The sequence below is a fragment of the Streptomyces sp. NPDC031064 genome (genome assembly GCF_055570965.1).
In genome coordinates this window covers 252,382-278,689 of sequence record NZ_JBVIGF010000009.1, presented here as the reverse complement: position 1 = coordinate 278,689, position 26,308 = coordinate 252,382, and the positions used below count along the sequence as shown (strand labels likewise).

Annotated in this window: 24 protein-coding genes; 13 read left to right on the top strand and 11 right to left on the bottom strand. The window is 72.0% G+C overall.

The window, feature by feature from the left end:
- Positions 1-128: 128 nt before the first annotated feature.
- Together fahA and ACZ46W_RS30070 are read right to left on the bottom strand one after the other, a co-directional pair.
- On the bottom strand, positions 129-1,355 hold the full coding sequence (fahA, locus tag ACZ46W_RS30075) for a fumarylacetoacetase (protein ID WP_468344104.1): 1,227 nt from the start codon (positions 1,353-1,355) through the stop codon (positions 129-131).
- 43 nt (positions 1,356-1,398) lie between these two features.
- Positions 1,399-3,573 (bottom strand): CocE/NonD family hydrolase, encoded by a 2,175-nt coding sequence (locus tag ACZ46W_RS30070; RefSeq protein WP_468344101.1) that lies wholly within the window; start codon positions 3,571-3,573, stop codon positions 1,399-1,401.
- Positions 3,574-3,784: 211 nt separating this feature from the next.
- Between ACZ46W_RS30070 and ACZ46W_RS30065 the strand changes: the two genes are divergently transcribed.
- Both ACZ46W_RS30065 and ACZ46W_RS30060 read left to right on the top strand, forming a co-directional pair.
- Complete coding sequence (locus ACZ46W_RS30065) at positions 3,785-4,795, top strand: polyprenyl synthetase family protein (protein ID WP_468344098.1); 1,011 nt, start codon at positions 3,785-3,787, stop codon at positions 4,793-4,795.
- Between the two features lie 290 nt (positions 4,796-5,085).
- Positions 5,086-6,264 carry a LolA family protein gene (locus ACZ46W_RS30060; protein ID WP_468344386.1) on the top strand — a complete coding sequence of 393 codons (1,179 nt, stop codon included), beginning with the start codon at positions 5,086-5,088 and terminating at the stop codon, positions 6,262-6,264.
- A gap of 111 nt (positions 6,265-6,375) precedes the next feature.
- On the opposite strand, the gene ACZ46W_RS30055 is transcribed toward ACZ46W_RS30060, so the two are convergent.
- Together ACZ46W_RS30055 and ACZ46W_RS30050 are read right to left on the bottom strand one after the other, a co-directional pair.
- On the bottom strand, positions 6,376-7,740 hold the full coding sequence (locus tag ACZ46W_RS30055; protein WP_468344095.1) for a M28 family peptidase: 1,365 nt from the start codon (positions 7,738-7,740) through the stop codon (positions 6,376-6,378).
- 383 nt (positions 7,741-8,123) lie between these two features.
- Positions 8,124-8,576 (bottom strand): VOC family protein, encoded by a 453-nt coding sequence (locus tag ACZ46W_RS30050; RefSeq protein ID WP_468344092.1) that lies wholly within the window; start codon positions 8,574-8,576, stop codon positions 8,124-8,126.
- A gap of 21 nt (positions 8,577-8,597) precedes the next feature.
- Here ACZ46W_RS30050 and ACZ46W_RS30045 point away from each other — a divergent pair, with 21 nt between their 5' ends.
- Together ACZ46W_RS30045 and ACZ46W_RS30040 are read left to right on the top strand one after the other, a co-directional pair.
- Positions 8,598-9,230: a CGNR zinc finger domain-containing protein gene (locus tag ACZ46W_RS30045; protein WP_468344089.1), complete on the top strand. Its 633-nt coding sequence runs from the start codon at positions 8,598-8,600 to the stop codon at positions 9,228-9,230.
- On the top strand, positions 9,215-9,607 hold the full coding sequence (locus tag ACZ46W_RS30040; protein ID WP_468344086.1) for an SRPBCC family protein: 393 nt from the start codon (positions 9,215-9,217) through the stop codon (positions 9,605-9,607). The genes ACZ46W_RS30045 and ACZ46W_RS30040 overlap by 16 nt, the downstream gene beginning before the upstream one ends.
- Before the next feature lie 148 nt (positions 9,608-9,755).
- On the opposite strand, the gene rarD is transcribed toward ACZ46W_RS30040, so the two are convergent.
- Together rarD and ACZ46W_RS30030 are read right to left on the bottom strand one after the other, a co-directional pair.
- Positions 9,756-10,697 (bottom strand): EamA family transporter RarD, encoded by a 942-nt coding sequence (rarD, locus tag ACZ46W_RS30035; RefSeq protein WP_468344383.1) that lies wholly within the window; start codon positions 10,695-10,697, stop codon positions 9,756-9,758.
- Positions 10,698-10,878: 181 nt separating this feature from the next.
- Entirely contained in the window at positions 10,879-11,742 is an 864-nt protein-coding gene (locus ACZ46W_RS30030) for an SDR family oxidoreductase (protein ID WP_468344083.1), read from the bottom strand.
- 141 nt (positions 11,743-11,883) lie between these two features.
- Between ACZ46W_RS30030 and ACZ46W_RS30025 the strand changes: the two genes are divergently transcribed.
- Positions 11,884-12,222: a winged helix-turn-helix transcriptional regulator gene (locus tag ACZ46W_RS30025; protein WP_366130581.1), complete on the top strand. Its 339-nt coding sequence runs from the start codon at positions 11,884-11,886 to the stop codon at positions 12,220-12,222.
- A gap of 56 nt (positions 12,223-12,278) precedes the next feature.
- On the opposite strand, the gene ACZ46W_RS30020 is transcribed toward ACZ46W_RS30025, so the two are convergent.
- From ACZ46W_RS30020 to ACZ46W_RS30000, 5 genes are all read right to left on the bottom strand, one after another.
- On the bottom strand, positions 12,279-13,328 hold the full coding sequence (locus ACZ46W_RS30020) for a 2-oxoacid:ferredoxin oxidoreductase subunit beta (protein ID WP_468344080.1): 1,050 nt from the start codon (positions 13,326-13,328) through the stop codon (positions 12,279-12,281).
- Entirely contained in the window at positions 13,321-15,288 is a 1,968-nt protein-coding gene (locus ACZ46W_RS30015; RefSeq protein WP_468344077.1) for a 2-oxoacid:acceptor oxidoreductase subunit alpha, read from the bottom strand. Before ACZ46W_RS30015 ends, ACZ46W_RS30020 begins: the two co-directional genes overlap by 8 nt.
- A gap of 287 nt (positions 15,289-15,575) precedes the next feature.
- Entirely contained in the window at positions 15,576-16,235 is a 660-nt protein-coding gene (locus tag ACZ46W_RS30010) for a LuxR C-terminal-related transcriptional regulator (protein ID WP_468344380.1), read from the bottom strand.
- A 254-nt stretch (positions 16,236-16,489) separates the two neighbouring features.
- Entirely contained in the window at positions 16,490-17,803 is a 1,314-nt protein-coding gene (locus ACZ46W_RS30005; RefSeq protein ID WP_468344074.1) for a sensor histidine kinase, read from the bottom strand.
- Positions 17,804-18,084: 281 nt separating this feature from the next.
- Entirely contained in the window at positions 18,085-19,221 is a 1,137-nt protein-coding gene (locus ACZ46W_RS30000) for a sensor histidine kinase (RefSeq protein WP_468344071.1), read from the bottom strand.
- Positions 19,222-19,402: 181 nt separating this feature from the next.
- On the opposite strand from ACZ46W_RS30000, the gene ACZ46W_RS29995 reads away from it, so the two are divergent.
- From ACZ46W_RS29995 to ACZ46W_RS29960, 8 genes are read left to right on the top strand one after another with little or no spacing between them, the layout of a single operon-like run.
- Positions 19,403-19,813: an NADH-quinone oxidoreductase subunit A gene (locus ACZ46W_RS29995; protein WP_468344068.1), complete on the top strand. Its 411-nt coding sequence runs from the start codon at positions 19,403-19,405 to the stop codon at positions 19,811-19,813.
- Positions 19,804-20,382: an NADH-quinone oxidoreductase subunit B gene (locus tag ACZ46W_RS29990; protein ID WP_468344065.1), complete on the top strand. Its 579-nt coding sequence runs from the start codon at positions 19,804-19,806 to the stop codon at positions 20,380-20,382. Before ACZ46W_RS29995 ends, ACZ46W_RS29990 begins: the two co-directional genes overlap by 10 nt.
- Complete coding sequence (locus tag ACZ46W_RS29985) at positions 20,379-21,785, top strand: NADH-quinone oxidoreductase subunit C (protein ID WP_468344062.1); 1,407 nt, start codon at positions 20,379-20,381, stop codon at positions 21,783-21,785. Before ACZ46W_RS29990 ends, ACZ46W_RS29985 begins: the two co-directional genes overlap by 4 nt.
- Positions 21,782-22,750: a complex I subunit 1/NuoH family protein gene (locus ACZ46W_RS29980; protein ID WP_468344059.1), complete on the top strand. Its 969-nt coding sequence runs from the start codon at positions 21,782-21,784 to the stop codon at positions 22,748-22,750. The genes ACZ46W_RS29985 and ACZ46W_RS29980 overlap by 4 nt, the downstream gene beginning before the upstream one ends.
- The gene (locus ACZ46W_RS29975; RefSeq protein WP_468344056.1) at positions 22,750-23,394 is read left to right on the top strand and encodes a NuoI/complex I 23 kDa subunit family protein; all 645 of its coding nucleotides are present in this window, start codon (positions 22,750-22,752) and stop codon (positions 23,392-23,394) included. The genes ACZ46W_RS29980 and ACZ46W_RS29975 overlap by 1 nt, the downstream gene beginning before the upstream one ends.
- Positions 23,391-23,942 carry an NADH-quinone oxidoreductase subunit J family protein gene (locus ACZ46W_RS29970; protein ID WP_468344053.1) on the top strand — a complete coding sequence of 184 codons (552 nt, stop codon included), beginning with the start codon at positions 23,391-23,393 and terminating at the stop codon, positions 23,940-23,942. The genes ACZ46W_RS29975 and ACZ46W_RS29970 overlap by 4 nt, the downstream gene beginning before the upstream one ends.
- Complete coding sequence (nuoK, locus tag ACZ46W_RS29965) at positions 23,942-24,319, top strand: NADH-quinone oxidoreductase subunit NuoK (protein WP_468344050.1); 378 nt, start codon at positions 23,942-23,944, stop codon at positions 24,317-24,319. Before ACZ46W_RS29970 ends, nuoK begins: the two co-directional genes overlap by 1 nt.
- Complete coding sequence (locus ACZ46W_RS29960; protein WP_468344047.1) at positions 24,316-26,307, top strand: NADH-quinone oxidoreductase subunit 5 family protein; 1,992 nt, start codon at positions 24,316-24,318, stop codon at positions 26,305-26,307. Before nuoK ends, ACZ46W_RS29960 begins: the two co-directional genes overlap by 4 nt.
- Position 26,308 lies beyond the last annotated feature (1 nt).

Genomic DNA, 26,308 nt, shown 5'->3' with positions numbered 1-26,308 from the left:
GCTACGGGTTGGGCTCCCCCCACTGCCCACTGGACAGCCTGCGGCCGGGCCCGGGAGCGCGCACGCCCGGTGGGGCGTTCGGCTGACACCGGCGAGGGGCGGAGCCATCGCGGCTCCGCCCCTCGCGGTCAGTGGGCGGGCGCGATCCGGCCCGTGACCTCGCCGAGGCCCACCTTGGTGCCGTCCGGTCCCGGGGCCCAGGCGGTGAGCGTCACCTCGTCGCCGTCCTCCAGGAACGTCCGCTTGCCGGTGGACAGTTCGAGCGGCTCCTGGCCGTTCCAGGTGAGTTCGAGCAGCGAGCCGCGCTGGTGGACCTCGGGGCCGCTGACCGTGCCGGAGCCGAACAGGTCGCCGGTGCGGAGGGAGGCACCGTTGACGGTCATGTGGGCGAGCTGCTGGGCGGCCGTCCAGTACATGGCCGAGAACGGCGGTTCGGCGACCGTCTCGCCGTTGATGCGCACGGTGATGTGGAGGTCGAAGCCGCCCGGCTCCTCGTCGGAGCTGTCGTCCAGGTAGGGCAGGAGCGGGAAGTCACGCGCGGGCGGCGCCACCCGGGCCGCGTCCAGGGCCTCCAGCGGGGTCACCCAGGCGGACACGGAGGTCGCGAACGACTTGCCGAGGAACGGGCCGAGGGGGACGTACTCCCACGCCTGGATGTCGCGCGCCGACCAGTCGTTGAGGAGGCTGAGCCCGAAGACGTGGTCGCGGAAGGAGGCCAGGGGCACCGGCTGTCCCAGCTCGGAGGGGGTGCCGACGAGGAAGCCGACCTCCGCCTCGATGTCGAGCTTGATGGACGGGCCGAAGGTGGGCGTGGGATCGGCGGGCGCCTTGCGCTGGCCCTTGGGGCGGGTGATGTCGGTGCCGGAGACGACGACCGTGCCGGAACGGCCGTGGTAGCCGATGGGCAGGTGCTTCCAGTTCGGGGTGAGCGGCTCCCCGTCCGGGCGGAAGATCCGGCCGACGTTGGTGGCGTGGTGCTCGGAGGCGTAGAAGTCGACGTAGTCGGCGACCTCGTACGGCAGGTGGAGCGTGACCGTGGCGAGGGGGTGCAGGAGCGGTTCTATGGCGGAGCGGTGGGCCGGGACCGTCAGCCATGCGGTGAGCGCCCGGCGGACGTCGCGCCAGGCGGTGCGGCCCGCGGCGAGCAGCGGGTTCAGGCTCGGCCGGGCCAGCAGCGCCGCGTACGGCGAGCCCAGCGCGTGCGCCGCCGCCCCGGCGTCCAGGACGTGGTCGCCGATGCGGACGCCGAGCCGGCGGCGGCCGGGCTCGTCGGCGGTGCTGAAGACGCCGTACGGAAGGTTGTGCGGGCCGAAGGGGTCGCCCTCGGTCAGGTCGAGCGGGCTCTGCTCGGGCATCGGTGCTTGCCTCGCTTTCCACGTGTGTGGGGGACACGTTAGATCAGCCTGCCGTACGGGGGATGCGCCTCTCCCAGGTGTGATGGAAGACCGGTTCCGTGCCGTCCTTGCAGATCACCTCGTCGGACGTCAGGAAGTGGGTGGCGGTGCAGGTGATCTCGGAGCGGGTCTCGACGGTGACGTTCCAGGGCAGGTCGGGGCGATGCAGGCGGATCGTCCAGTCGGAGCGGGCGCGGGCCGAGAGCGGGTCCCCTTCGTTGATCGCGTAGGTCTCCAGCGCCTCCTCGGTGACCTCCAGACCGTCCGGGTGGACGCGGGCGCCGCCGTGGCGGGGGTCCACTTCCAGGCGCCATTCGCCCCGGGCGACATCGCGGACGACCAGCCGCTCGGGGCGGCGGGTCTCGGTGTCGTCGAGGGTGGTGGGGACGGTGACGCCCAGCGGCTCGGCCTGCTCGGGCTCCTCGAAGGCGAGGGCGAGGGCGTCGGTGGTCGGAGCGCGCACGGGAAGCAGGAGGGAGCAGGCGTCGGGGTCGAGCGTGAAGCCGGCGGCCCCGTCCGGGCGGGGCCAGATCCAGGGCCAGTACGCGGAGGAGACCGCGAGCCGGACACGGTGACCGGGCGGGAAGGTGTGCCCGGCGCCGTTCAGCTCGAAGACGTGGACCCCGGCGTCCTCGGTGTTCCCGGCCGCCGCCGCGAGGTTGAGGGCGCCACGCGTGACGAGCGTCGACGAACCGTCCGGAGCCACGTCGCAGAGGCGGGCGACGACCTGTCCGGCGGCCGTGCCGGGGTGGGGCGGGCCGGGGTGGGGCGGGATGGGGTCGGGTGGGCCTGGGTGGGGCGGGGTCGGGGGCGCCGTTTCGGGGCGTGGTGCGTCGGTACCGGGGGGCGGGGGGTGTGGTGGGCCGGCACCGGGGGGCCGGGGGTGTGGTGCGTCGGTGGCCGGGGTATCGGCGGTCGGCGCCGCGGCGCGCAGGGCGAGGGAGACGCGGGGGCGCCCGAGGATCTCGATGGGCGCGCCGTCCGGCGGGACGGGGAAGTCGAAGCAGGCCGAGTGGGCGTCCTCGGCGCGCTGGTCGGGCGGCAGGTCGGCGTCGTTGCCGGAGGGCAGGGGGTGGCCGGCGTCCAGGCCCGTGTGCTGAGGGGAGCGGACGAGGACGGGCGGGCCCTGGAGGGCGTACGTGACCGGTGTGACGTTCGGGGACGGCCAGGCGGCGTCGCCGGCCCAGCGGCCGGGGAGCTCCCGGTGGACGGTGGCGGGCCGGTACGAGGCGGTGATCCAGGAGCGGAGGAGGGGCTCGGACATGACACCGGTGGGCCGGCCCTTGAGGTGGTGGTCCCACCAGCGGAGCGTCTCCTGGAGGAAGCCGATCGCGGGGCCGGGCGGCAGCTCCCGGTCCGGGTACTGGTGCGGCCAGGGCCCGATGACGCCCCTGACCCGGTCGCCGGGCAGGTGCTCGACCAGCCGGAGCACGGTGTCGCGGTACGGGTCGTGCCAGCCACCCACCGCGAGGACCGCCGCCCGGACGGCGCCGTACTCCTCGCGGAGGCTGCCGCCCCGCCAGTAGTCGTCGCGGGTCTGGTGGGCGAGCCAGGTGTTCACGAGCGGCTCCAGCGCCTCCAGGCGCGTCAGCCACATGTCGCGCCAGGCATCACCGACGTAGAGGGGGTCGGGCGGGCGCGCGGCCGAGGCGAGCATGGCGGCCGCCCGGGAGTGCGTCCCGGCGGCGAGGACCGAGCCGCCCGCGTAGTGGAGGTCGCCGTCGTACCGGTCGTCGGCGCAGCAGACGGCGACGACCGCCTGGAGCGGCTCGGGGGCGCGGGCGGCGATCCGGAGCGCGGTGGTGCCGCCCCGGCCGATGCCGAACATGCCGACGCCGCCGTCGCACCACGGCCGGCCGGCGAGCCAGTCGATCACGTGCACGCCGTCGGCGAGCTCGGCCTCGCGGTACGCGTCGCCCGGGAGCCCCTCGCTGTTGCCGTACCCGCGCACGTCAACCCGTACCGAGGCGTAGCCGTGACCGGCGTACCAGGGATGGCGTTGCCAGTCGCGGGCGGCGGTCCCGTCGGTCAGCCGGTGCGGCAGGTACTCCAGCAGGGCGGGGACGGGCTCGCCGGTCAAGGGGCGCCAGACGCGGGCGTAGAGCCTCGTTCCGTCCGGAAGGGGGATGCGGACGTCCTCGTGGGCCGTCTCGTACGGGAAGGAGGTGCGGATCTTCATGGGGACCTCGGGCCCGGGCGGAGGGGCTGGGGACAAGCGGAGGGGCGGTGGACAAAAGCGCTGATTTTGGACGTATGAGCTGTTCTTGAACATACCGGGGGAGGGTGGAAGGCGCCCACGGTGATCGAAAGACGACCGGATACGCTGACTTGAGTGAATCCAGCGACACATCGACAATCCGTGTGATCGTCAGCAGACAGGAGACCCCCTCGTGACCGCAGTCGGGCCGTTCGGGCTGAGCGTGCGGGACCAGGCTCTTGAGGCCGATGTCCAGACCGGATTGGCGGCCGTCGAGGCAGGGCTCCTCGATGCCACCAAGAGCGACGTGCCGTTCATCACGGAGGCGGCGCAGCACCTGGTACGGGCCGGGGGCAAGCGCTTCCGCCCGCTGCTGGTGATGCTCGCCGCGCAGTTCGGCGACCCGCATGCCCCGGGTGTGGTGCCCTCGGCCGTGGTCGTCGAGCTCACGCACCTGGCGACGCTCTACCACGACGACGTCATGGACGAGGCCGACGTGCGCCGGGGCGTGGACAGCGCCAACGCCCGCTGGGGCAACTCGGTGGCTGTCCTGACGGGTGACTTTCTCTTCGCGCGCGCCTCGCACATCCTGGCGGACCTCGGCCCCGAGGCGGTACGCATCCAGGCGGAGGCCTTCGAACGCCTGGTCACCGGCCAGATCCTGGAGACGGCCGGCCCGCGCGACGGGCGTGACCCGGTCGAGCACTACCTGGACGTCATCGCCGGCAAGACCGGCTCGCTGATCGCCGTCTCGGGCCGCTTCGGCGCGATGATGTCGGGCGCCGACGAGAGGGTCGTGGACATCCTCACGCAGTACGGCGAGCGGCTCGGCGTCGCCTTCCAGCTCGCCGACGACGTCCTGGACATCGCCTCCGACTCCCACGAGTCGGGCAAGACGCCCGGCACCGACCTGCGCGAGGGCATCCCCACGCTGCCGGTGCTGCACCTGCGCGCGCAGGCCGCGGCCGGCGGGGCGGCGGAGGACCTGGAGCTGGTCGAGCTGCTGGACAGCGACCTCACGGACGACGCCCGCCACGCGGAGGCGCTGCGGCGGCTGCGGGTCCACCCGGCGCTGGAGCGGGCGCGGCGGGACACCGTGCGGTACGCGCAGGACGCCCGCGCGACGCTGGCTCCGCTGCCGGACTGCTACGCGAAGGCGGCGCTGGAGGAGCTGTGCGACCTGGTGGTGCACCGGGCGGGCTGACCTCGCGGGGTCGCTTCGCGGGGTAGCTGCGGCGGGTCGCCTTTGCGGGTCACCCCTGCGGGTAGCTGCGGCGGGTCGTCTCTGCGGGTCGCTGCGGCGGGTCGCCTCTGCGGGTCGTCTGTGCGGGTCGCCTCGCGGCGTAGGGGTCTCGGGGTTCGTGTCATCCCTCAGCAGTACGGAAGTTGAGCCCGCGGGCTGACGCCCCCGGGGGTGTCCCCTTGGTCAGATTGATGCAGATGGCTTGATGCCAGATGGCTCGCTGACCACGGAGGTAGGCACACATGGCACCGATGGCACCGAACGACAGCGCCGGGCGCCGGAGGACGGCGCGGTACGCGGTCCCGGTCGCGGTGGCGGGGGTGGCGGCGGCGACGATCGGGCTCGTCCCGGCGCTCGCGGCATCCGGGGACCCCGATCTGCCGGAGATCACGGCACAGCAACTGGTGGAGAAGATCGCCGCGTCGGACGTCCAGCAGCTCTCCGGCACGGTGAAGGTGACGACCGACCTCGGCCTGCCGTCGCTGGCGGGGCTGGGCGGCGACCTCGGGGGCGGCAAGGGCGGCGCGGGCGGCGCGGGCGACGGCGCGGGCGTAGGCAAGCTGATGGAGCTGGCCTCGGGCACGCACACCTTCCGGGTGGCGGCGGACGGCCCCGACAAGCAGCGGCTGACGGTCGTGGACGACGCCTCGGCCGAGTACAGCCTGGTGCGCAACGGGAAAGACGTGTGGGCCTACGACGGCGCGTCGAAGGAGGCGGTCCACTCCACCGAGGAGCGGGGCGCGGAAGCCCCGGAACCTGAGCTTCCGACGACCCCGAAGGACCTGGCCGACCAAGCCCTGAAGGCCGTGGACGACACCACCTCGGTGACGGTCGACGGTACGGCGCGGATCGCCGGGCGCGACGCGTACCAGCTCGTGATCAAGCCGAAGCAGAGCGGCTCGACGATCGAGTCGATCAAGGTCGCGGTGGACGCGGGCAACGGCGTCCCGCTGAAGTTCACGCTCACACCGCGCGGGGGCGGCAAGGCCGCGATCGACGCGGGGTTCACGAAGGTGGACTTCGCCAAGCCGGCCGCCTCGACGTTCGACTTCACGCCGCCGAAGGGCACGAAGGTGACGGAGGAGCCTGGCCCGGGCGAGGCTCCCGGGCACGAGCGGCCGGCCGGTCCGGAGGAGTTCGAGGGCCTTGAGGGCCTGAACGTCATCGGTGAGGGCTGGACGTCCATCGCGCAGCTCGCGGGTCCGGCGGGCGGCGTTCCGTCCGACCTGCCGTCCGAGGCTCCGGCGGAGGCTCCGGCCGAGGCGCAGAAGTTCCTGGACGCGCTCGGCGACAAGGTGAGCGGCAAGTTCGGCTCGGGCACCGTCTTCAAGACCCGCCTGGTCAACGCCCTGTTGACCGACGACGGCAAGGTCTACGTGGGCGCGGTGACCCCCGAGGCCCTGGTGGACGCGGCCAACGGCAAGAAGTAATCGGCAAAACGTAAGCGGTAAGACGTAAGCGGTCAGACGTAACGGACGAGGTGCGAGGTGCCCCGCCCGGAGAGTCCTCGGACTCTCCGGGCGGGGCACCGGCACGCTCGCTCAGAACGTGAGGCGGAACGCGTTGATGTAGCCGGTGTCCTGGGCGGCCACGTCCTGGACGCGTAGCTTCCAGGCTCCGTTGGCCGCCTCGCTCGACGCGTCGACCGTGTACGTGGTCTGGACGTTGTCGGCGGAATCGTTACTGCTTGAGCTCTTGAGGCGGTACGCCGTCCCGTCGGGCGCGACCAGGTCGACGACCAGGTCGCCGCGCCAGGTGTGGACGATGTCGACGCCCACCTTCAGGGCGGCCGGGGCGTTGCCGGTGCGGCCCGAGACGGTGACCGTGGACGTCACGGCCGTGCCGTTGTCGGGGATGGCGACATCGGCGGTGTTCTCGTACGTGTCGCCGGTCGGCGGCTCGGTCGTACCGGTGGACAGCGTCCAGATGGCGTGCGCGACCGCGTCGCTGTTCCGGTCGAGCGCGGTGTCGTTGATGTTGGACGTCGTGTCGCACGAGGAGTGGTAGCAGCGGTCGAAGGCCTGGCCGGCCGTACCGCCCCACTTCTGCGCCTGGGCGCTGGTCTTCGTACGGCTGGCGCCGGTGAACAGGCCGCCGACCGGGATGCCGACGTTCTTGAACGAGGCGTGGTCGGAGCGGCCGTCGCCCTCGGTCTCGATCTCGGTCGGGACGCCGAGGCCGGCGAAGTAGTCCTTGAAGGTCTTCTCGATCGTCGGGTCGTCGTCGTAGACGAAGTAGCCGGGGTTCGGCGAGCCGATCATGTCGAAGTTGAGGTACCCGGAGACCTTCGCGCGCTCGGTGGCGGGGAGGTTGTTGACGTAGTACTTCGAGCCCACCAGGCCGAGTTCCTCGGCGCCCCACCAGGCGAAGCGGAGGTGCTTGGCGGGCTTGAACTGGGCGCGGGAGACGGCGAGAGCGGTCTCCAGTACGGCGGCGGAGCCGGAGCCGTTGTCGTTGATGCCGGCGCCGGAGGAGACCGAGTCGAGGTGGGCGCCCGCCATGAGGACCTGGTTGGTGTCACCGCCGGGCCAGTCGGCGATCAGGTTGTAGCCGGTGGTGCCGTTGTACGTGAACTGCTGGACGGTGGTGGTGAACCCGGCCGCGTCCAGTTTGGCCTTCACGTAGTCGATCGAGGCCTTGTAGCCGGGGCGGCCGTGGGCGCGGTTGCCGCCGTTGGCGCCGGCTATGGACTGGAGTTGGGTGAGGTGCGCCTTGACGTTGGCGATGGGTATGTCGGGTGCGGCGGCGGCGGTGGTGGCGGTAGTGGTGGTGACGGGCGCGGCCGGGGCTGGTGCGGCGGTGGCGGCTGTGGCGGCCGGGGCGGCCGTGGCCAGGAGGCCGGCGAGGGCGAGTGCGGCGGCTGCGGCCGTGCGTCTGGGTATGCGGTGGTGCGCGGAGTGGTTCATGTGGGGGCTCCGGGTTCCGTACGGGGATGGGAACGGAAACGTGCGAGACGCCCCGTGGCCTTGTGGCCCGGGGCGTTGGAGCTGGTGGCGCTTCTGGTGCGATGTGCGTGCTGAATGTTCAGGGAGAGTTTGACTTAGCGTCAAGGGCGGAATCCGGTCACAGGCGTTCGTATATCGGACCGATTGCTACGCGAAGTGGTCGCGGAATGCCCGCTCGCCCCGCCAGGGGCCGGGGGAGCGGTCGTGAACCTCGACTCGTTCCTCTTCCCCCGGCCGTCCGAGGAGGACGAGGAGGACGAGAGGACGTGGGCCTCAGGGGCTTCCGCTGGGAAAGGGGCGACGAGCCGCACCCGGGAGCGCTGCGACCGCCGCCGTTGGTGCCGCTACTGCACGCAGAACTCGTTGCCCTCCGGGTCCGCCATGACGGTCCACTCGCCGCCCGGCTCCTTGACGTGGCGCAGCACGGTCGCGCCCAGCCCCTCCAGCCGTGCCACCTCCGCGTCCCGCTGACCGGGGGCGGCGTGCAGGTCGAGGTGGAGGCGGTTCTTGACCGTCTTCGGCTCCGGTACGCGCTGGAAGAGCAGCCGCCTGCCGAGCCCGATGCCGGTCTCCTCCTCGTACGGATCGTCCGGATGCCGGACGGCGATGAGATCTCGCCACGCACGGCGGCCGTGCGCTTCCACGGTCTGCTCCTCCGTCACGTGCCCGAGGCCGAGCAGTCGCTCGATCAGGTCGCTGTTGTCCTCGACCAGGTAGCCCAGGACGTCGGCCCAGAAGTCGGCCTGGGAGTGCGGGTCCGCCGCGTCGATCACAAGCTTCCAGTGGAGTGCGGTCATGTAACCACTTATATTGGTTACGTGAGTGAGTCCGCAATAGGTCTGCCCCTGCGCACGCCGGAGGGCCGGACGTTCCGCTTCGATCCGGGTGCGCTGTGCCTGGAGCTGCTGCCCACGGGCGGCCCGGGGCGCCTCGCCCGGTACGAGGTGCTCGACACCCCCGCCGGGCTGCTCGACTGGGTGGCGGCCGCCCGCCTCACGCCGCCCGGCCTCCGGCTGCCGCCCATCGGTGAGCGCGACCTCGCGGCGGTACGGGAACTGCGCGACGCCCTGCACGGGATCGCCGCCGCCCACGCGCACGGCCGCGCGCTCGCGCCCGCCGACCTCACGGTGGTGAACGCGGCGGCGGCCGGACCGCCGCTGGCCGTGCGCATGACGGTGGCCGGGCAGCGGGAGTGGGCGCCCGGCGCGAGCGTGGCCGGGCTGGTGTCGACGATCGCCCGGGACGCGATCGACCTGTTCACCGGCCCCCACGCGGCGGCGGGCCGCATCCGCGAGTGCGGCGCCCACGACTGCTACCTGCTCTTCGTCGACACCTCCCGCCCCGGCCGCCGCCGCTGGTGCGCGATGGAACGGTGCGGCAACCGCCACAAAGTCCGGTCCCACCGGGCCCGTACCCGGACCGAAGGAGAAGCGTCATGCCCACAGGACTGACCCGCGACGCCGGCTGGGAGATCGGCGTGTCGAAGACCCTGCCGCTGCCGGCCGACGCCGTCTGGGACTTCATCACGAGCCCGGAGGGCGTCACGCTCTGGCTCGGCCGTATGAAGGGCGGGCTGCCGAAGGAGAAGGGCGCGGCGTACGAGACGCTCGACGGCGTCACCGGCGAAGTGCGCGGCTACCGGCCGGGCGACAGGGTGCGTCTCACCTACGGCGGTACGACCGTCCAGGTGGCCGTCTCCGCGTCCGGCCCCGGAAAGGCGGTACTCCGCTTCCACCAGGAGCACCTCGCGAGCGCGGACGAACGCGAGCGGCGCCGTACGCACTGGCAGGGAGTCATGACCCGGGTGGCGGAGGCGCTGCGAGCCTGAGGTGTGCGCGCGACGGCGGCTCGCCGCCGTCCCGGGCCCGCCTCCCTGCCCGGGCCCGCCTCCCTGCCCGGGCCCGCCTCCCCGCCCGGGCCCGCCGCCGTCCCGGGCCCGCCGCCGTCCCGGGCCCGCCTCCCCGCCCGGGTGAGTGCTACGCGCTGTGGCCCTGGACCTTCGGGGCGTCGCCCTCGCGGGGGCGGTCCGCCGGCTGGGCCGGGAGGGCGGACGCGGCCGCCGCCAGCCGCAGGGCCGCCGCCTCCGCCCTCGTACGCCGGGACGTCCGCAGCGCGTCCCAGGTCAGGAGCGTCAGGGCCAGCCAGACGAGCGAGAAGCCCGCCCAGCGCTCGGGCGGCATCGCCTCGTGGAAGTAGACGACACCGAGCAGGAACTGGAACACCGGGGCCAGGTACTGCAACAGCCCCAGCGTGGACAGCGGCACCCGGATCGCCGCCGCCCCGAAGCACACCAGAGGCACGGCGGTGACCACCCCGGTCGCGGCGAGCAGCGCCGCGTGGCCCGCGCCCATCGTGCCGAAGTGGCCCGAGCCCTGCGAGCCCAGCCACAACAGGTACGCGAGCGCCGGCAGGAACTGGACGGCGGTCTCCGCCGCCAGCGACTCCACGCCCCCGATGTTGACCTTCTTCTTCACCAGGCCGTAGATGGCGAAGGAGAAGGCGAGGGCCAGGGAGATCCACGGCGGCCTCCCGTACCCCACGGCCAGGACCACCACCGCCGCGAAGCCGGTGCCGACGGCCGCCCACTGTGCGGGCCGCAGCCGTTCCTGGAGCAGCAGCACCCCCATGGCGATGGTGACCAGCGGGTTGATGAAGTAACCGAGGGACGCCTCCACGACCTGGCCGGAGTTGACGGCCCAGATGTACAGACCCCAGTTGACGGTGATCACGGCGGCGGCGACCGCGATCAGGCCGAGCTTGCGAGGCTGCCGCAGCAGCTCGCCCATCCAGCTCCAGCGGCGCAGCACGATGAGCGCGACTCCGACGAAGGCCAGCGACCAGACCATGCGGTGGGCCAGGATCTCGACGGACCCGGCGGGCTTCAGCAACGGCCAGAAGAGGGGCACGAGGCCCCACATGCCATAGGCGCCCACGCCGTACAGGAGTCCCGCCCGCTGCTCTCCGCCGCTCTTCGCCGCCACTGGCCGCCGCCTTTCCGCCCGCCCTGCGCTGTGCCCTGCGGACGAAGGTAGCGCCGGGCGGGCCGGGCTGTCATGCCCGTACCGCAATACGGTCATGACGCATGCGTCACAGCCGGCGTCACCGCTGCCGGAGCGCCTCCGCCACCGTGTCGGCGAGCGGGGTCGTCGGGCGGCCGATCAGCCGGGCCAGGTCGCCGCTCGTGCGGGCCAGCAGGCCGCGCTCGATCGCCTTGTCCACGTCGACGAGGATCGCGGCGAACGCCTCCGGGACGCCCGCGCCGGTCAGGATGGCCAGGTGCGTCTCGGCGGGCACGTTGTTGTACACGACCGGCTTGCCGGACTGCCGGGCGATCTCCGCCGCGTACTCGGCGAACGACCACGCGGTGTCGCCGCTCAGTTCGTAGACCTTGCCGAGGTGGCCGTCCTGCGTGAGTACGGCGGCGGCCGCGGCCGCGTAGTCGGCGCGGGTGGCGGAGGCGACCCGGCCCTCGCCCGCGTTGGCGACGACGGCGCCGTGCTCCAGGACCGGGGCGAGGTGCTCGGTGTAGTTCTCGGTGTACCAGCCGTTGCGCAGCAGCGTGTACGGCAGGCCCGAGTCGAGGATCAGCCGCTCGGTCGCCTTGTGCTCGGCGGCCAGCTCGAAGTCGGCGTCCGGCCCGCCGAGGATGCCGGTGTACGCGAGCTGCGCCACGCCCGCCGCCTTCGCCGCGCTGATCACCGCCGTGTGCTGCGGCACGCGCCGTCCGACCTCGCTGCCCGAGACCAGCAGGACGCGGTCGCCCGGCTCGAACGCCTCCGCCAGGGTCTCGGGGTGGTCGTAGTCGGCGACGCGCAGCTCGACGCCGCGCTCCGCGAGGCCGGCGGCCTTCTGCTTGTCACGGACGACGGCCGCGATGCCGTGCGCCGGAACGCCGTCGGCCAGCAGGGCGTCGATGACGAGGCGGCCGAGGTGGCCGGTGGCTCCGGTGACGACGATGCTCATGGGGTGCCTTTCCGAGGAGGGGGCGGTTCGGCACACCAACCTACGGAGTGCGCTAACTTTCGGAAAGTACCCACTTTGAAGTAAGGTACTGGTGTGAGCGTAAGTAACCCGAGCCCGCCGGTGCCCGACGTCAACGACGCGATGTGCCCCTCCCGTCTCGTCCTCGAACACGTCACCAGCCGCTGGGGCGTGCTCGTCCTCGCCGCCCTGCTGGAGCGCTCGTACCGGTTCAGCGAACTGCGCCGCTCCATCGGTGGCGTCAGCGAGAAGATGCTCGCCCAGACCCTCCAGACCCTGGAACGGGACGGCTTCGTCCACCGCGACGCCAAACCCGTCATCCCGCCCCGGGTCGACTATTCGCTCACCGCGCTCGGGAGGGAGGCCGCCGAACAGGTGTGGGCACTCGCGCGGTGGACCGAGCGGCACGTGGACGCCGTACAGCGGGCGCGGGACGCCTACGACGAGGCCCGGGCCTCCTGACGGAGACCCGGGCCTTCGTACCTACCGTCCGCACCGGCGGCCGGCCGCGCCGCACGTCAGGCGATGACCGTCCAGGTGTCGTTGCCCGCGAGCAGCGCGGCGAGGTCGCCCTTGCCGTTCTGCTCGACGGCCGCGTCGAGCTGGTCGGCCATCTGCGTGTCGTAGACGGGCCGTTCGACGGACCGGAACACACCGATGGGCGTGTTGTGCAGCGTGTCCGGGTCCGCGAGCCGGGACAGGGCGAACGCCGTGGTCGGGCTCGCGCTGTGGGCGTCGTGGACCAGGACCTGGCTCTCGTTCTCCGGGGTCACCGGGACCACCTTCAGATCGCCGGTCGCCGCGTCCCGCACGACACCCTTGCCGCCGCCCGGGCCGAAGCGGATCGGCTGACCGTGCTCCAGGCGGATCACGGCCTCCTCCGCCTGGTCCTTGTCCTTCAGGACGTCGAAGGCCCCGTCGTTGAAGATGTTGCAGTTCTGGTAGATCTCCACCAGCGCCGTGCCGGAGTGGTCGGCCGCCTGGCGCAGCACCTCGGTGAGGTGCTTGCGGTCGGAGTCCACCGTCCGGGCCACGAACGACGCCTCAGCGCCAAGGGCGAGGGACACCGGGTTGAACGGCGCGTCGAGCGAGCCCATCGGCGTCGACTTGGTGATCTTGCCGACCTCGGAGGTCGGGGAGTACTGCCCCTTGGTCAGGCCGTAGATCCGGTTGTTGAACAGCAGGATCTTGAGGTTGACGTTGCGCCGCAGCGCGTGGATGAGGTGGTTGCCGCCGATCGACAGCGCGTCGCCGTCACCGGTGACGACCCACACGGACAGGTCCGTGCGCGACGAGGCCAGGCCGGTCGCGATCGCGGGGGCACGCCCGTGGATCGAGTGCATCCCGTAGGTGTTCATGTAGTACGGGAAGCGGGAGGAGCAGCCGATACCCGAGACGAAGACGATGTTCTCCTTCGCCAGGCCGAGCTCGGGCATGAAGCCCTGCACGGCGGCGAGGATCGCGTAGTCGCCGCAACCGGGGCACCAGCGCACTTCCTGGTCGGACTTGAAGTCCTTCATGGACTGCTTGGCCTCGGCCTTGGGCACCAGCTTCAGCGCCTCAGTCATGGATGGCCTCCTTGAGAGCCGTGGCGAGCTGCTCGGCCTTGAACGGCATGCCGTTCACCTGGTTGTAGCTGTGCGCGTCGACCAGATATTTCGCCCGGATGAGGGTGGCGAGCTGGCCCAGGTTCATCTCCGGCACGACGACCTTGTCGTACCGCTTCAGCACATCGCCGAGGTTCTTCGGGAAGGGGTTGAGGTGGCGCAGGTGCGCCTGGGCGATGGACTCGCCCGCCCCGCGCAGCCGCCGCACGGCGGCCGTGATCGGCCCGTACGTCGAGCCCCAGCCCAGCACCAGGGTGCGGGCGCCGCTCGGGTCGTCGACCTCCAGGTCGGGGACGTCGATGCCGTCGATCTTGGCCTGGCGGGTGCGGACCATGAAGTCGTGGTTGGCCGGGTCGTAGGAGATGTTCCCCGTGCCGTCCTGCTTCTCGATGCCGCCGATACGGTGCTCCAGCCCCGGCGTACCGGGCAGGGCCCACGGCCGGGCCAGGGTCTTCGGGTCGCGCTTGTACGGCCAGAAGACCTCGGTGCCGTCGTCCAGGGTGTGGTTCGGGCCGGTGGCGAAGGTGACGCCCAGGTCGGGCAGCTCGTCCAGGTCCGGGATGCGCCACGGCTCGGAACCGTTGGCCAGGTACCCGTCCGAGAGCAGGAACACCGGGGTGCGGTAGGTCAGCGCGATGCGCGCCGCCTCCAGTGCCGCGTCGAAGCAGTCCGCCGGGGTCCTCGGCGCCACGACGGGCACCGGGGCCTCGCCGTTGCGCCCGTACATCGCCTGGAGCAGGTCGGCCTGCTCGGTCTTGGTCGGCAGGCCCGTCGACGGGCCACCGCGCTGGATGTCGACGATCAGCAGCGGCAGCTCCAGCGACACCGCGAGCCCGATCGTCTCCGACTTCAGCGCCACACCGGGGCCCGAGGTGGTGGTGACCGCCAGCGAACCGCCGAACGCCGCGCCCAGGGCGGCGCCGATACCGGCGATCTCGTCCTCGGCCTGGAAGGTCCGCACACCGAAGTTCTTGTGCTTGGACAGCTCGTGCAGGATGTCGGACGCCGGGGTGATCGGGTACGAACCCAGGTACAGCGGCAGGTCCGCCTGCCGGGAGGCGGCGATCAGACCGTAGGCGAGGGCCAGGTTCCCGGAGATGTTGCGGTACGTGCCGGTCGGGAACGCCTTCGTGGCGGGGGCGACCTCGTAGGAGACGGCGAAGTCCTCCGTGGTCTCGCCGAAGTTCCACCCCGCCCGGAACGCCGCCACATTGGCCTCGGCGATCTCCGGCTTCCTGGCGAACTTCTGCCGCAGGAACTTCTCCGTGCCCTCGGTCGGCCGGTGGTACATCCAGCTCAGCAGCCCGAGCGCGAACATGTTCTTGGAACGCTCGGCCTCCTTGCGGGACAGGCCGAAGTCCTTGAGCGCCTCGATCGTCAGCGTCGTCAGCGGCACCGGGTGGACGCGGTACCCGTCCAGGGAGCCGTCCTCCAGCGGCGAGGTCTCGTAGCCCACCTTCGCCATGGCCCGCTTGGCGAACTCATCGGTGTTGACGATGATCTCGCTGCCACGCGGGACGTCGCCGATGTTCGCCTTCAGAGCGGCGGGATTCATCGCGACCAGCACGTTCGGCGCGTCGCCCGGCGTGAGGATGTCGTGGTCGGCGAAGTGGAGCTGGAACGACGACACACCGGGCAGGGTGCCGGCGGGGGCCCGGATCTCGGCCGGGAAGTTCGGCAGGGTCGACAGGTCGTTGCCGAACGACGCGGTCTCCGACGTGAAACGGTCCCCCGTGAGCTGCATACCGTCGCCCGAGTCACCCGCGAAGCGGATGATCACCCGGTCCAGACGGCGTACTTCCTTCTCCGCGCCACGCTGTCCGGGGCCGCCACGCTGCTCCCCGACGACAGCCTCATTGGCCTGGCGGGTCTCGTCTGACCCGTCGGCCTGATCGGCTGGGCTGCTGACCTGGCTGGTCACTGAACTGGACCTCCCTCGAGACAAGGGGCCTCCCCGCCGTCGGCGGGGGAACGCTCGGGAGACAGCCGGCCCACCGGCCGTCCCAAGGCCCACCCTACGTCCGTAAGGGTCGCCTTCCCTGGACCGCTCGTATGATGGACGCCTTTTTGGAACGTCCGTACGCCCTCGATCATCATGCTGTGTCTCCCCCCACGTCGTTCGGTAACGACGCTCCCGACTCATCCATTGGTTCTAGGCCGTGCGACGGGCACGGCGGCCGGCCGTGCCGGCCCGGCGAGCACCGCACGTCAGCCGTTCAGATAGGTCAGCACGGCGAGTACCCGTCGATGATCCCCATCACTCGGTGACAGCCCGAGCTTCAGGAAGATGTTGCTCACGTGCTTCTCCACCGCGCCCTCGCTCACCATCAACTGCCGGGCGATCGCCGAGTTCGTCCTGCCCTCCGCCATCAGCCCCAGGACCTCGCGCTCGCGGGGCGTCAGCGCCGCCAGCACGTCCTGCTTGCGGCTGCGGCCGAGCAACTGGGCCACCACCTCCGGGTCCAGCGCGGTGCCGCCCCGGGCGACCCGCACCACCGCCTCCACGAATTCCCGGACCTCGGCGACCCGGTCCTTCAGCAGATAGCCCACTCCCCGGCTGTTTCCGGCCAGCAGCTCGGTGGCGTACCGCTCCTCCACGTACTGCGACAGCACCAGCACCCCGATGCCGGGGTACTCCTTGCGGAGCCGCACCGCCGCCCGTACTCCCTCGTCCGTGTGCGTCGGCGGCATCCGTACGTCGGCGACCACCACATCGGGCAGCGCGCCGTCGTCCGCCAGCTCGCCCACCGTCCTGACCAGCGCCTCGCCGTCCCCGACACCGGCGACGACGTCGTGCCCCCGGTCGGTCAGCAGCCGCGTCAGACCCTCCCGGAGCAGGACGGAATCCTCGGCGATGACCACGCGCACCCTGTCCTCCACCACGAACCGCATCCCCCATGAATCGATGTGCACGACGCGATTCCCGCGTCTGCGGTCCAGCATCCCAGCATCCGGACGGCGGTGGACCGGCCTGTGGATAACTCGCCGGCCGAGGCCCGTCGGGCAGGGATCGGGGTGGGATTCCGGGTGGTGCTCCGAGAGGGGACGGGGGAGGGGATGCGGGCGGGGATGCGGCCCGGCCGCTGGGCCGGGGCGCGGGTGGCGGACGGAGGCGCCGGGGGTCAGCCCCGCCAGGGCAGCTCGGCGGTTATCGCCGTCGGGCCGCCCTCCGGCGAATGCACGGCGAGGATGCCGTCCACGGCGTCCAGCCGTTCGGTCAGCCCGGCCAGGCCGCTGCCCCTGGTGATGTCCGCGCCGCCACGGCCGTCGTCCGTCACCTGCAGCATCAGCCTGTCGTCCACTCGCCATACGTCGACCGTCGCACGGGTCGCTCGGGAGTGCCTCGAGACGTTCTGGAGCAGCTCCGAGACGGTGAAGTAGGCGATGCCCTCGATCGCCGGAGCCGGCCGAGCTGGCAGATCCACCTCCACCCTGACGGGCACGGTGCAGCGGGAGGCGACGGCGGACAGGGCGGCGTCCAGGCCCCGGTCGGTGAGGACGGCGGGATGGATGCCGCGCGCCAGGTCCCGCAGCTCTTGGAGGGCGAGTTTCACCTCGCCGTGGGCCTCGTCGACCATGGCGGCGGCCGCCTCCGGGTCCTCCAGCAGCTTCTCCTTCGCCAACCCCAGGTCCATGGCGAGGGCGACCAGGCGGGCCTGGGCTCCGTCGTGCAGGTCGCGTTCGATGCGGCGCAGGTCGGCGGCGGCGGTGTCGACGACCACGCCCCGGTCCGACTCCAGCTCCGAGACGCGGGTCGCCAGCCGGGACGGGCTGAGCAGGCCGGTTATCAGCAGCCGGTCCACCGCCGTCAGCGCCCGGATCACCCACGGGGTGACCAGCACGAAGAACAGGCCGAACAGGCTGGTGACGGCCACCTCCACCGGCGAGTCCAGGTAGAAGTTGTGCGTACCGTCCCCGTACAACTGCAACCCGTCCGCCCCCGCGTACACCGGGAAGACCCACCGCCACAGCGGATACGTCAGCAGTCCCCAGCCGTACGCCCAGAAGACCACCGCGACGGTGAAGGCGAAGATGGCCCACGGCATGTGCACCAACGAGTAGAGCAAGTGCCGCCAGGACTCCCCGCTCTTGAGAACGCCGCCCACCCAGCCCATCAGCCCGCCCCCGGACCGGCTCCGCACCGGCGACGGATCGGCCACGTCCATCCCCAGCAGGCCCCGCGCCCGCACCCGCTCCACCGTGCCGAAACCGCGGCACATGGCGAGGGCGGCGGCGAGGACCGGAATGCCGAGGAAGGTCACGACCAGGCCGGCGCCGAGCGACACCATGGCTATGGACAGGCTGAAGTAGAGGATGCTCAGCGGCAGACCGATCAGCAGGAAGCCGAACTCGCGCCAGGTGCGGGCCTCGAACGGCGCCCGCAGCGCCACGGGAAGGCGGGGGTGCCGGATCTCCGGTCCATGAGCCAGGGCCATCGGGTCATCCGTCCGTTTCTCGTCGTCGCTGCGATGCGGCTGTCGGGTGCGTCATGACGCCGTCCGTAGAGACGCGGTCTGTCGAGACGCGGTCTGTCGAGACGCGGTCTGTCATGACGCGGTCTGTGGAGACGCGGTACGTCACAACGTGGTCTGTCACAACGCGGTACGTCGTGACTTGGTACGTCGCGACGCCGTACATCAAGAGTGCTGGTCCTGGCGGGTGCGCACCATGAGGCTCGTATCCGTCTTGAACGGGGGGTTATCCCCACCCCGGGGCTCTACCGGGAAGGGACCCGGCGGCGCCAGGGCAGCTCTGCGGTGACCGTCGTCGGCCCGCCTGCCGGCGATTCCAGGAGGAACAGGCCGTCCACCGCCCCCAACCGCTCGGCCAGGCCGGCCAAGCCCGTGCCCCCGTCGAGCCGGGCGCCCCCACGCCCGTCGTCGGTGACCTGGATCAGCATCCGGTCGTCCGCCCGCCACACCTCCACCGCCGCGCTGCGGGCCCGGGAGTGCTTCGAGACGTTCTGGAGCAGCTCCGAGACGGTGAAGTAGGCGATGCCCTCGATCGCCTCGGCCGGCCGCTCCGCCAGGTCGACGGTCACCTTGACCGGGACGGTGCATCGGGTGGCGACGGCGGACAGGGCGGCGTCCAGGCCTCGGTCGGTGAGCACGGCGGGGTGGATGCCGCGCGCCAGGTCCCGCAGCTCTTGCAGCGCGAGTTTCACCTCGCCGTGGGCCTCGTCGACCATGGCCGCGGCCGCCTCCGGGTCCTCCAGCAACTTCTCCTTGGCCAGCCCGAGGCCCATGGCGAGGGCGACCAGACGGGCCTGGGCTCCGTCGTGCAGGTCGCGTTCGATGCGGCGCAGGTCGGCGGCGGCGGTGTCGACGACCACGCCCCGGTCCGACTCCAGCTCCGCGATCCGCCGCTCCAGCTCGTCGGAGGGCGACAGCAGACCGCGCACCATCGCCCGGTCGGCGTTGGCCAGCGCCCGCACCAGGTACGGCAGCACCGGCCACAGGACGATCAGGCCCACCAGGGTCACGGTGAACGTCAGCACGCCCCACGGCAGGCGTATGAACCCGTACAGCGCCGTCCGCCAGGCCACCGGGTCCTTCAGTACCGCCCACAGCCACGGGAGGGGACTCTCGCGCGGCCGCTGCGGCAGCGGGCTCGGCTCCTCGACGCGTATGCCGAGCAGCAGCCTTGCCCTCGCCCGCTCCGCCCTGCCCAGCAGCCGCGTCCCCACCAGGCCGGCCGCCAGCAGCGGAAGACCGACGACGGTCACCGACAGTCCCGCACCGACGGCCACCATGAACACCACGTAAACAAAGCTGATCAGGGCGATAGGAAGGTTGGCCAGAAGGTGGGCGATTTCCTTCCAGACAAGCCGGTCGAATGCGATGCGTGCGGTCATGCGGCCCAGCCTGCCGGGCCCGACCGGCGCACGCCATGGGGTTCGTGGGTGCAGGAGAAGTAGGGATAACCCCACCTGAAGTGCGGCACGGCTGATTACCGGCGCTATGCCAGGGCCTAGACTCCCGTGCGTACAGATCGCATAAGTATCGCCGCGAGGGCAGGGAGCGAGGGACACGGACGTGCCGGAACCGACCGTACGGACCGCACCGACCGTACTCGCCGTCGACTATTTCCAGAGCTATTCGGTCGTCGGCCTACTCGCCGTGATCGGCGTGCTGTTCGTCGCGGTCGCCTTCGCGGCCGGGCGGCTGCTGCGGCCCGTCGTGCCGACGCCGGAGAAGCTGCTGACGTACGAATGCGGCGTCGACCCGGTGGGGGAGGGCTGGGCCCACACCCAGGTCCGCTACTACGTCTACGCTTTTCTGTACGTCATCTTCGCGGTGGACTCGATCTTCCTCTTCCCCTGGGCGACCGTCTTCGCCGCACCCGGTTACGGCGCCACGACGCTGGTCGAGATGTTCATCTTCCTCGGCTTCCTGGCCGTGGGACTGCTCTACGCGTACAAGAAGGGCGTCCTGACATGGACGTGACCCCTGTCGATCTTCCCGAGCCGAAGCGGCTCGGAGCCCTCGCCCGGCTCGCCCCCGAGCCGATGAAGGTGGTCCTGAACTGGGGCCGCCGCTACAGCCTGTGGGTCTTCAACTTCGGCCTCGCCTGCTGTGCGATCGAGTTCATCGCCGCGTCGATGGCCCGCCACGACTTCATCCGGCTCGGCGTGATCCCGTTCGCGCCCGGGCCGCGCCAGGCGGACCTCATGGTCGTGTCCGGCACGGTCACGGACAAGATGGCGCCCGCGGTGAAGCGGCTGTACGAGCAGATGCCCGAGCCCAAGTACGTCATCTCCTTCGGCGCCTGCTCCAACTGCGGCGGCCCCTACTGGGACTCCTACTCCGTGACCAAGGGCGTCGATCAGATCATCCCGGTCGACGTGTACGTACCGGGCTGCCCGCCCCGTCCCGAAGCGCTGCTCCAGGGCATCCTCAAGCTTCAGGAGAAGATCGCTCGAGAGTCGCTGGGCGAGCGCTACGGCCACGGGCGCGCGTCATCGGTCGGCCAGCTCCGCAGCGGCCTGGTGCCCCCTCCGGGAGGCACGGCGTGAACGCCTACGACCGACTCCCCGAAGCCGTCGCCGAGATCTTCGGCGAGGGCGCCGTGGCCGACCAGGCGTACGAGCTGCTCACGGTCGACGTCCCCGCCGAGTCCTGGATCACCGCGCTGGAGACCGCCCGCGACGAGCTGGGCTGCACCTACTTCGACTGGCTGAGCGCGGTCGACGAGCCCGGCACCGGCTTCCGCGTCTGCGCCCACGTCGTCGCGCTGGACGGCGGCCGGGTGCGGCGGCTCCTGCTGCGCACGACCGTGCCGCACGAGGCCCCCGCTCTGCCCAGCGCCGTCGGCGTCTACGCGGGCGCCGGCTGGCACGAGCGCGAGACGTACGAGATGTTCGGCGTCCGCTTCGAGAACCACCCGAACCTGGTCCACCTTCTGCTCCCCGAGAACTTCGAGGGCAACCCGCTGCGTAAGGACTTCGTCCTGGCCGCTCGCGTGGCCAAGGCGTGGCCGGGCGCCAAGGAACCGGGCGAGTCCGAGCACGGCGGGCCCAAGCGGCGCCAGATGCTGCCGCCGGGCGTCCCCGACCCGAACGACTGGGGCCCCCTGAAGGGCCAGCTCCCCCCTGCCCCGGCCCGCCCGGCCCGCGCCGCGCGCCCCGCCGGCGACCGCCCGGTCCGCCGCACGCGCACGGCGGGCGAGGGGTCGGCCAGCCAGGCAGCGCCGGAGGCGCCGGAGGCGCCGGAGCGCCGCACGCGCACGGCCTCGGAGGGCTCGGCGAGCCGGCCGGCCGCCCCGGCGGGCCCCCGCCGCACGCGCAGCGCGAGCGCGGGCTCGGCCAGCCAGCGCACGGAACCCGCCACGGAGACGTCCCCGACGCCACCGCCCCGCACGCGCAGCACGGACGCCCCCTGGAACAACCCGCGCCCGGCCTTCGACGACGACTCCGCCCCCGCCCCCGAGTCGCCCCAAGCACCGGCCCCCGAACCCCAGGCGGCCCCCGCGCCCGAGCCACAGGCGGCCCCGGAGCCGGACGCGGCCCCCGCGCCCGCCCCGGAAGCCGTACCGGAACCCGACTCGGCCCCGGCGCCCGAGCCGAAGGCCGTACCCGGACCCGAGGCCGCTCCCGCGCCCGGGACGGAAGCCGTCCCGGAACCGGACGCGGCCCCGGCGCCCGAGCCGAAGGCCGTACCCGGACCCGAGGCCGCTCCCGCGCCCGGGACGGAAGCCGTACCCGAGCCGCAGCCGGCCCCCGAGCCGCAGCCGGCCCCTGCGCCCGCCCCGGAAGACGCACCCGAGCCGCAGGCGGCCCCCGGGCCGGTGCCCGACGCCGAACCGGAACCGGACGCCGGCCCTCGCGGAGGCGCGGGCGAAGGCGAAGGCGAAGACGGTGCCGCCGCTTCCGGGACCGACGACAGCGCAACACGACGAACGAACGAAGGAGACGCGTGAACGACGTACTCGACGTCGCCTTCCGGCTGCTCGTCGTCTTCGCGGTATTTCTGGTCCTGCCCCTGGTGATCGGTCAGACCGAGCACAAGGTCATGGCGCACATGCAGGGCCGCCTCGGCCCCATGTACGCCGGTGGGTTCCACGGCTGGGCCCAGCTCGTCGCCGACGGCGTGAAGTTCGCGCAGAAGGAGGACGTGGTACCGGCCAACGCCGACCGCCGCATCTTCCAGCTCGCCCCGGCCGTCGCCCTCCTGCCGTACCTCCTCGTCCTGGTCGCCATCCCGATCGGCCCCAGCGAAGGCGCCGTCGGCGAGGTCGTCGACGCGGGCATCTTCTTCGTGCTGGCCGTCATGGGCGTCGGCGTCCTCGGCTCGCTCATGGCCGGCTGGGCGTCCGCCAACAAGTTCTCCCTCCTCGGCGGCCTGCGCACCGCCGCCCAGCTCCTCGCCTACGAACTGCCCATGCTGCTCACCGCCGCCTCCGTGGCGATGGCGGCGGGCACGGTCTCCCTCCCCGGCATCGTCAACGCCTTCGAGTGGTGGTGGCTGCCCTGGCAGATCGTCGGCGCGCTGGTCTTCTTCGTCGCGGGCCTCGCCGAGCTCCAGCGGCCTCCGTTCGACATGCCGGTCGCCGACTCCGAGATCATCTTCGGCGCGTACACCGAGTACACCGGGCTGCGCTTCGCGCTGTTCCTGCTCGCCGAGTACGCCGGCATCGTCGTCCTGTGCGGTCTGACCACCGTCCTCTTCCTCGGCGGCTGGCACGGCCCGTTCGGGGCCGAGGGCCTCGGCTGGGTGTGGACCCTGCTCAAGACGGCCGTCCTCGCCTTCATCGTGATCTGGCTGCGCGTGAGCTACCCGCGGCTGCGCGAGGACCAGCTCCAGAAGCTCGCCTGGACCACGCTCGTCCCGCTCGCCCTCGCCCAGATCGCCCTCACCGGCATCGTCAAGGTGGTGATCCAGTAATGGCTCCGATTCCCGGATCCGGCCTTGCCAAGGGCCTGGCCGTCACCCTCCGCACGATGACGAAGAAGAGCCACACCGCGCAGTACCCCGACGCCCAGCCCGAACTCCCGCCCCGCACCCGTGGCGTGATCGGCCTGTTCGAGGAGAACTGCACGGTCTGCATGCTCTGCGCCCGCGAGTGCCCCGACTGGTGCATCTACATCGACTCCCACAAGGAGACGATCCCCGCCGCCACCCCCGGCGGCCGTGAGCGCAGCCGCAACGTCCTCGACCGGTTCGCCATCGACTTCGCCCTGTGCATGTACTGCGGTATCTGCATCGAGGTCTGTCCTTTCGACGCGCTGTTCTGGTCGCCCGAGTTCGAGTACGCGGAGACGGACATCCACGACCTCACCCACGAGCGGGACAAGCTCCGCGAGTGGATGTGGACGGTTCCCGAACCGCCCGCCCTCGACCCCGGTGCCGAGGAGCCCAAGGAGATCTCCGCCGCCCGCAAGGCCGCGGAGAAGCTCGCCGCCGCCCAAGCCGCCCAGGCGACCGAAGCCGCCCCGGCCACCGAGCCGGACGCGCCCCACACGCCGGACGCGTCCGACGCGGCCGGCATCGACCAGCCGCAGCGTCCGGCCGAGGGAGGCACCGAGTGAGCCTGGCCGCCGCCCACGGTTTCCTGTCGCCCACCGGCGTCGAGATCGCCTTCCTCCTCGTCGGCATCGTCACGCTCGGCGCCGCCGTCATAACGGTCACCACCAAGCAGCTCGTGCACGCCGCCCTGTGGCTGGTCGTGGCACTCGGCGGGCTGGCCGTCGAGTACCTCCTCCTCACCGCGGAGTTCGTCGCCTGGGTCCAGGTGCTGATCTACGTCGGTTCCGTCGTCGTCCTCCTCCTCTTCGGTCTGATGCTCACCAAGGCACCCATCGGCCGCTCGCCCGACGCCGACTCGGGCAACCGCCCGGCCGCCCTCGCGGTCGCCGTCGCCGCCGCGGCCGCCCTGATCTGGGTGGTCGTGGACGCGTTCCGCGCCACCTGGATCGACCTCGACGGGCCCGCCCAGGGCTCCACCAAGGTCTCGGGCGAGATCCTCTTCCGGCACTGGGTGCTGCCCTTCGAGGCGCTCTCCGTCCTCCTCCTGGCCGCGCTCGTCGGCGCCATCGTCCTGTCCCGCCGCGACCGGGAGCGGGAGGGCAACCACTGATGCACCTCGCCTATCCGGCGGTCCTCGCCGTCCTGCTGTTCTGCACCGGCCTGTACGGGGTGCTCGCCCGCCGCAACGCGATCCTGGTCCTGATGTCCGTCGAGCTGATGCTCAACGCCGTCAACCTCAACCTGGTCGCCTTCGACGTCTGGCTCCGCGACACCCTGCACGCCGGCCAGGCGCTGACCCTCTTCACCATCGCCATCGCCGCCGCCGAGATCGGCATCGGCCTGGCGATCGTCCTGATGGTCTACCGCAACCGCGGCACCTCGGACATCGACAAGCTCCGCGACAACGCCGAGACCGCGGGCCCCGACGAAACCGTCGGCGCCGACGAGACCGCGGGCCCCGACGAGAAGGCAGAGGCCACCGCGTGACCACCACGACCTTCGCCGTCCTCGTCCCCCTTCTTCCGTTCCTCGGCGCCGCCGCCGGACTGCTGCTGGGCCGCACCGCTCCCGGGTTCGTGCGCCCCCTGGCCGTCCTGCCGACGCTCGCCGCCCTCGTACTCGCCGTCCTCGTCGCCGTACGCCAGGGTGGCGGCAAGGCGATCGACGCGGCGACGCAGCTCACCCCGACCGGCTCGGTGGCGATCGACCTCGCCCTGCACCTGGACGGCTTCGCCGTCCTGACCGCCGTCCTCGTGGGCGTGGTCGCCACCTGCGTGCAGCTCTACTCGACGGGCTACCTCCGCGACGATCCGCGCTACCCCTCGTACGCGGCGCTCGTCTCCCTGTTCACCTCCGCCATGCTGCTCGTCGTCTACTCCGGCGACCTGATGGTGCTGCTGGTCGGCTGGGAGATCATGGGCATCTGCTCGTACTTCCTCGTCGGCCACTACTGGGAGACGCCCGAGGCACGGGCCGCCTCCCTCAAGGCCTTCCTGGTCACCAAGCTCGGCGACGTCCCCTTCCTGATCGGTCTCTTCGCCCTCGCCGCCGACGCCGGCACGTTCCGGATCACCGGGATCCTCGGCGCTGTCACCGCCGGAGGCATCGACCACCCCACCCTGGTGGCGCTGCTCCTGCTCGCGGGCGTCGCGGGCAAGTCCGCGCAGTTCCCGCTGCACACCTGGCTCCCGGACGCCATGGCGGGCCCGACGCCGGTCTCCGCGCTGATCCACGCCGCGACGATGGTCGCCGCCGGTGTCTACTTCGTGGCCCGGCTCCTTCCCGTCTTCGCGGCCTCCGCCGCCGCCATGACCGTGCTCGCCGTGATGGCCGCGGTCACGATGGTCGGCTCCGGACTCGCCGCCCTCGCGCAGGACGACATCAAGCGCGTCCTCGCCTACTCGACCATCGGCCAGCTCGGCTACATGTCGGGCGCCCTGGCCGTCGGTGACCGTGGCGCCGCGGTCTTCCACCTCCTGTCGCACGGCGCCTTCAAGGCGCTGCTGTTCCTCGCCGCCGGCGTGATCATCCACGCCGCCGGAACGAACTCGCTGGCCGCCATGTCCCGGATGCGGGGCCTCACCGCCCGCATCCCCGACGCGTACTGGACGATGACGGTCGCCCTGCTCGCGCTGGCCGCGATTCCGCCGTTCGCCGGCTTCTTCTCCAAGGAAGCCGTCCTCGTGGCCGCCGAGCACACCGCCCTGGGCGACCGGACGGTCGCCCCCGCCGGGGCGGGCTGGATCGTCCTGGTCTCGGGTCTGCTCACCGCCCTCCTCACCGCCGCCTACGCGACGCGGCTGTGGCTGCTGGCCTTCCGTGGCCGGGGCGCCGAGGCCCCCGCCCACGGACGACAGCCCATCGCCATGAACGCCGTCCTGTGGGTGCTCGCCGTGCCCTCCCTCGCCTTCGGCCTGACCGCCGGCGTACTCGGCGACTGGTTCGACGGCCACGCGCTGACGCCGACCCTCACCACGGCGGTCCTCGGCACGGGCATCGCCCTCGTCGGCGGGCTCGTCACCTACGGCGCCTGGCGGCACACCACCGCCCTCGCCGCCCGCCACCCGATCGGCGCGGTCGCCGCCCACCCCGAGGCCGAACCCGCCGTCTCCGAGGCGGAGGCGATCGCGACGCACACCCCCGCCTACGGCGACATCGCGGCGGCCCCGGATCCCGCCGACCCCGGACACCTGCTGCTCGGCCCGCTGCACCGCCACGCCGCCGCCGGCTTCCACCTCGACGCCGTCTACTCCGCCCTCTTCGTACGCCCCGTCAGGGCGGCGGCCCAACTGGTCAGCTTCCTCGACCGCGAGGTCGTCGAGACGTACGTACGCGGAGCGGGCAGCGGTACGAACCTGCTCGGATGGGCCGTCCGGCGCGCCCAGACGGGCAACGTGCAGACCTACCTCAGTGCCCTGCTCGCCGGCTCCGTCGTCCTGGCGATCGCCGCCGTCCTCGTCGCCGCCGGAGCGTGAG

Coding starts and splice junctions, on each gene's coding strand:
- rarD (WP_468344383.1), bottom strand. CDS start 10,697: ATGTGGGGCCTCGTGCCCCTCTTCTGGCCGTTGCTGAAGCCCGCCGGG.
- ACZ46W_RS30050 (WP_468344092.1), bottom strand. CDS start 8,576: ATGACCGCACTCCACTGGAAGCTTGTGATCGACGCGGCGGACCCGCAC.
- ACZ46W_RS29990 (WP_468344065.1), top strand. CDS start 19,804: ATGGACGTGACCCCTGTCGATCTTCCCGAGCCGAAGCGGCTCGGAGCC.
- ACZ46W_RS30040 (WP_468344086.1), top strand. CDS start 9,215: ATGCCCACAGGACTGACCCGCGACGCCGGCTGGGAGATCGGCGTGTCG.
- fahA (WP_468344104.1), bottom strand. CDS start 1,355: ATGCCCGAGCAGAGCCCGCTCGACCTGACCGAGGGCGACCCCTTCGGC.
- ACZ46W_RS29975 (WP_468344056.1), top strand. CDS start 22,750: ATGGCTCCGATTCCCGGATCCGGCCTTGCCAAGGGCCTGGCCGTCACC.
- ACZ46W_RS30020 (WP_468344080.1), bottom strand. CDS start 13,328: ATGACTGAGGCGCTGAAGCTGGTGCCCAAGGCCGAGGCCAAGCAGTCC.
- ACZ46W_RS30000 (WP_468344071.1), bottom strand. CDS start 19,221: ATGACCGCACGCATCGCATTCGACCGGCTTGTCTGGAAGGAAATCGCC.
- ACZ46W_RS30060 (WP_468344386.1), top strand. CDS start 5,086: ATGGCACCGAACGACAGCGCCGGGCGCCGGAGGACGGCGCGGTACGCG.
- ACZ46W_RS30030 (WP_468344083.1), bottom strand. CDS start 11,742: ATGAGCATCGTCGTCACCGGAGCCACCGGCCACCTCGGCCGCCTCGTC.
- nuoK (WP_468344050.1), top strand. CDS start 23,942: ATGCACCTCGCCTATCCGGCGGTCCTCGCCGTCCTGCTGTTCTGCACC.
- ACZ46W_RS30025 (WP_366130581.1), top strand. CDS start 11,884: ATGTGCCCCTCCCGTCTCGTCCTCGAACACGTCACCAGCCGCTGGGGC.
- ACZ46W_RS30070 (WP_468344101.1), bottom strand. CDS start 3,573: ATGAAGATCCGCACCTCCTTCCCGTACGAGACGGCCCACGAGGACGTC.
- ACZ46W_RS30055 (WP_468344095.1), bottom strand. CDS start 7,740: ATGAACCACTCCGCGCACCACCGCATACCCAGACGCACGGCCGCAGCC.
- ACZ46W_RS30005 (WP_468344074.1), bottom strand. CDS start 17,803: ATGGCCCTGGCTCATGGACCGGAGATCCGGCACCCCCGCCTTCCCGTG.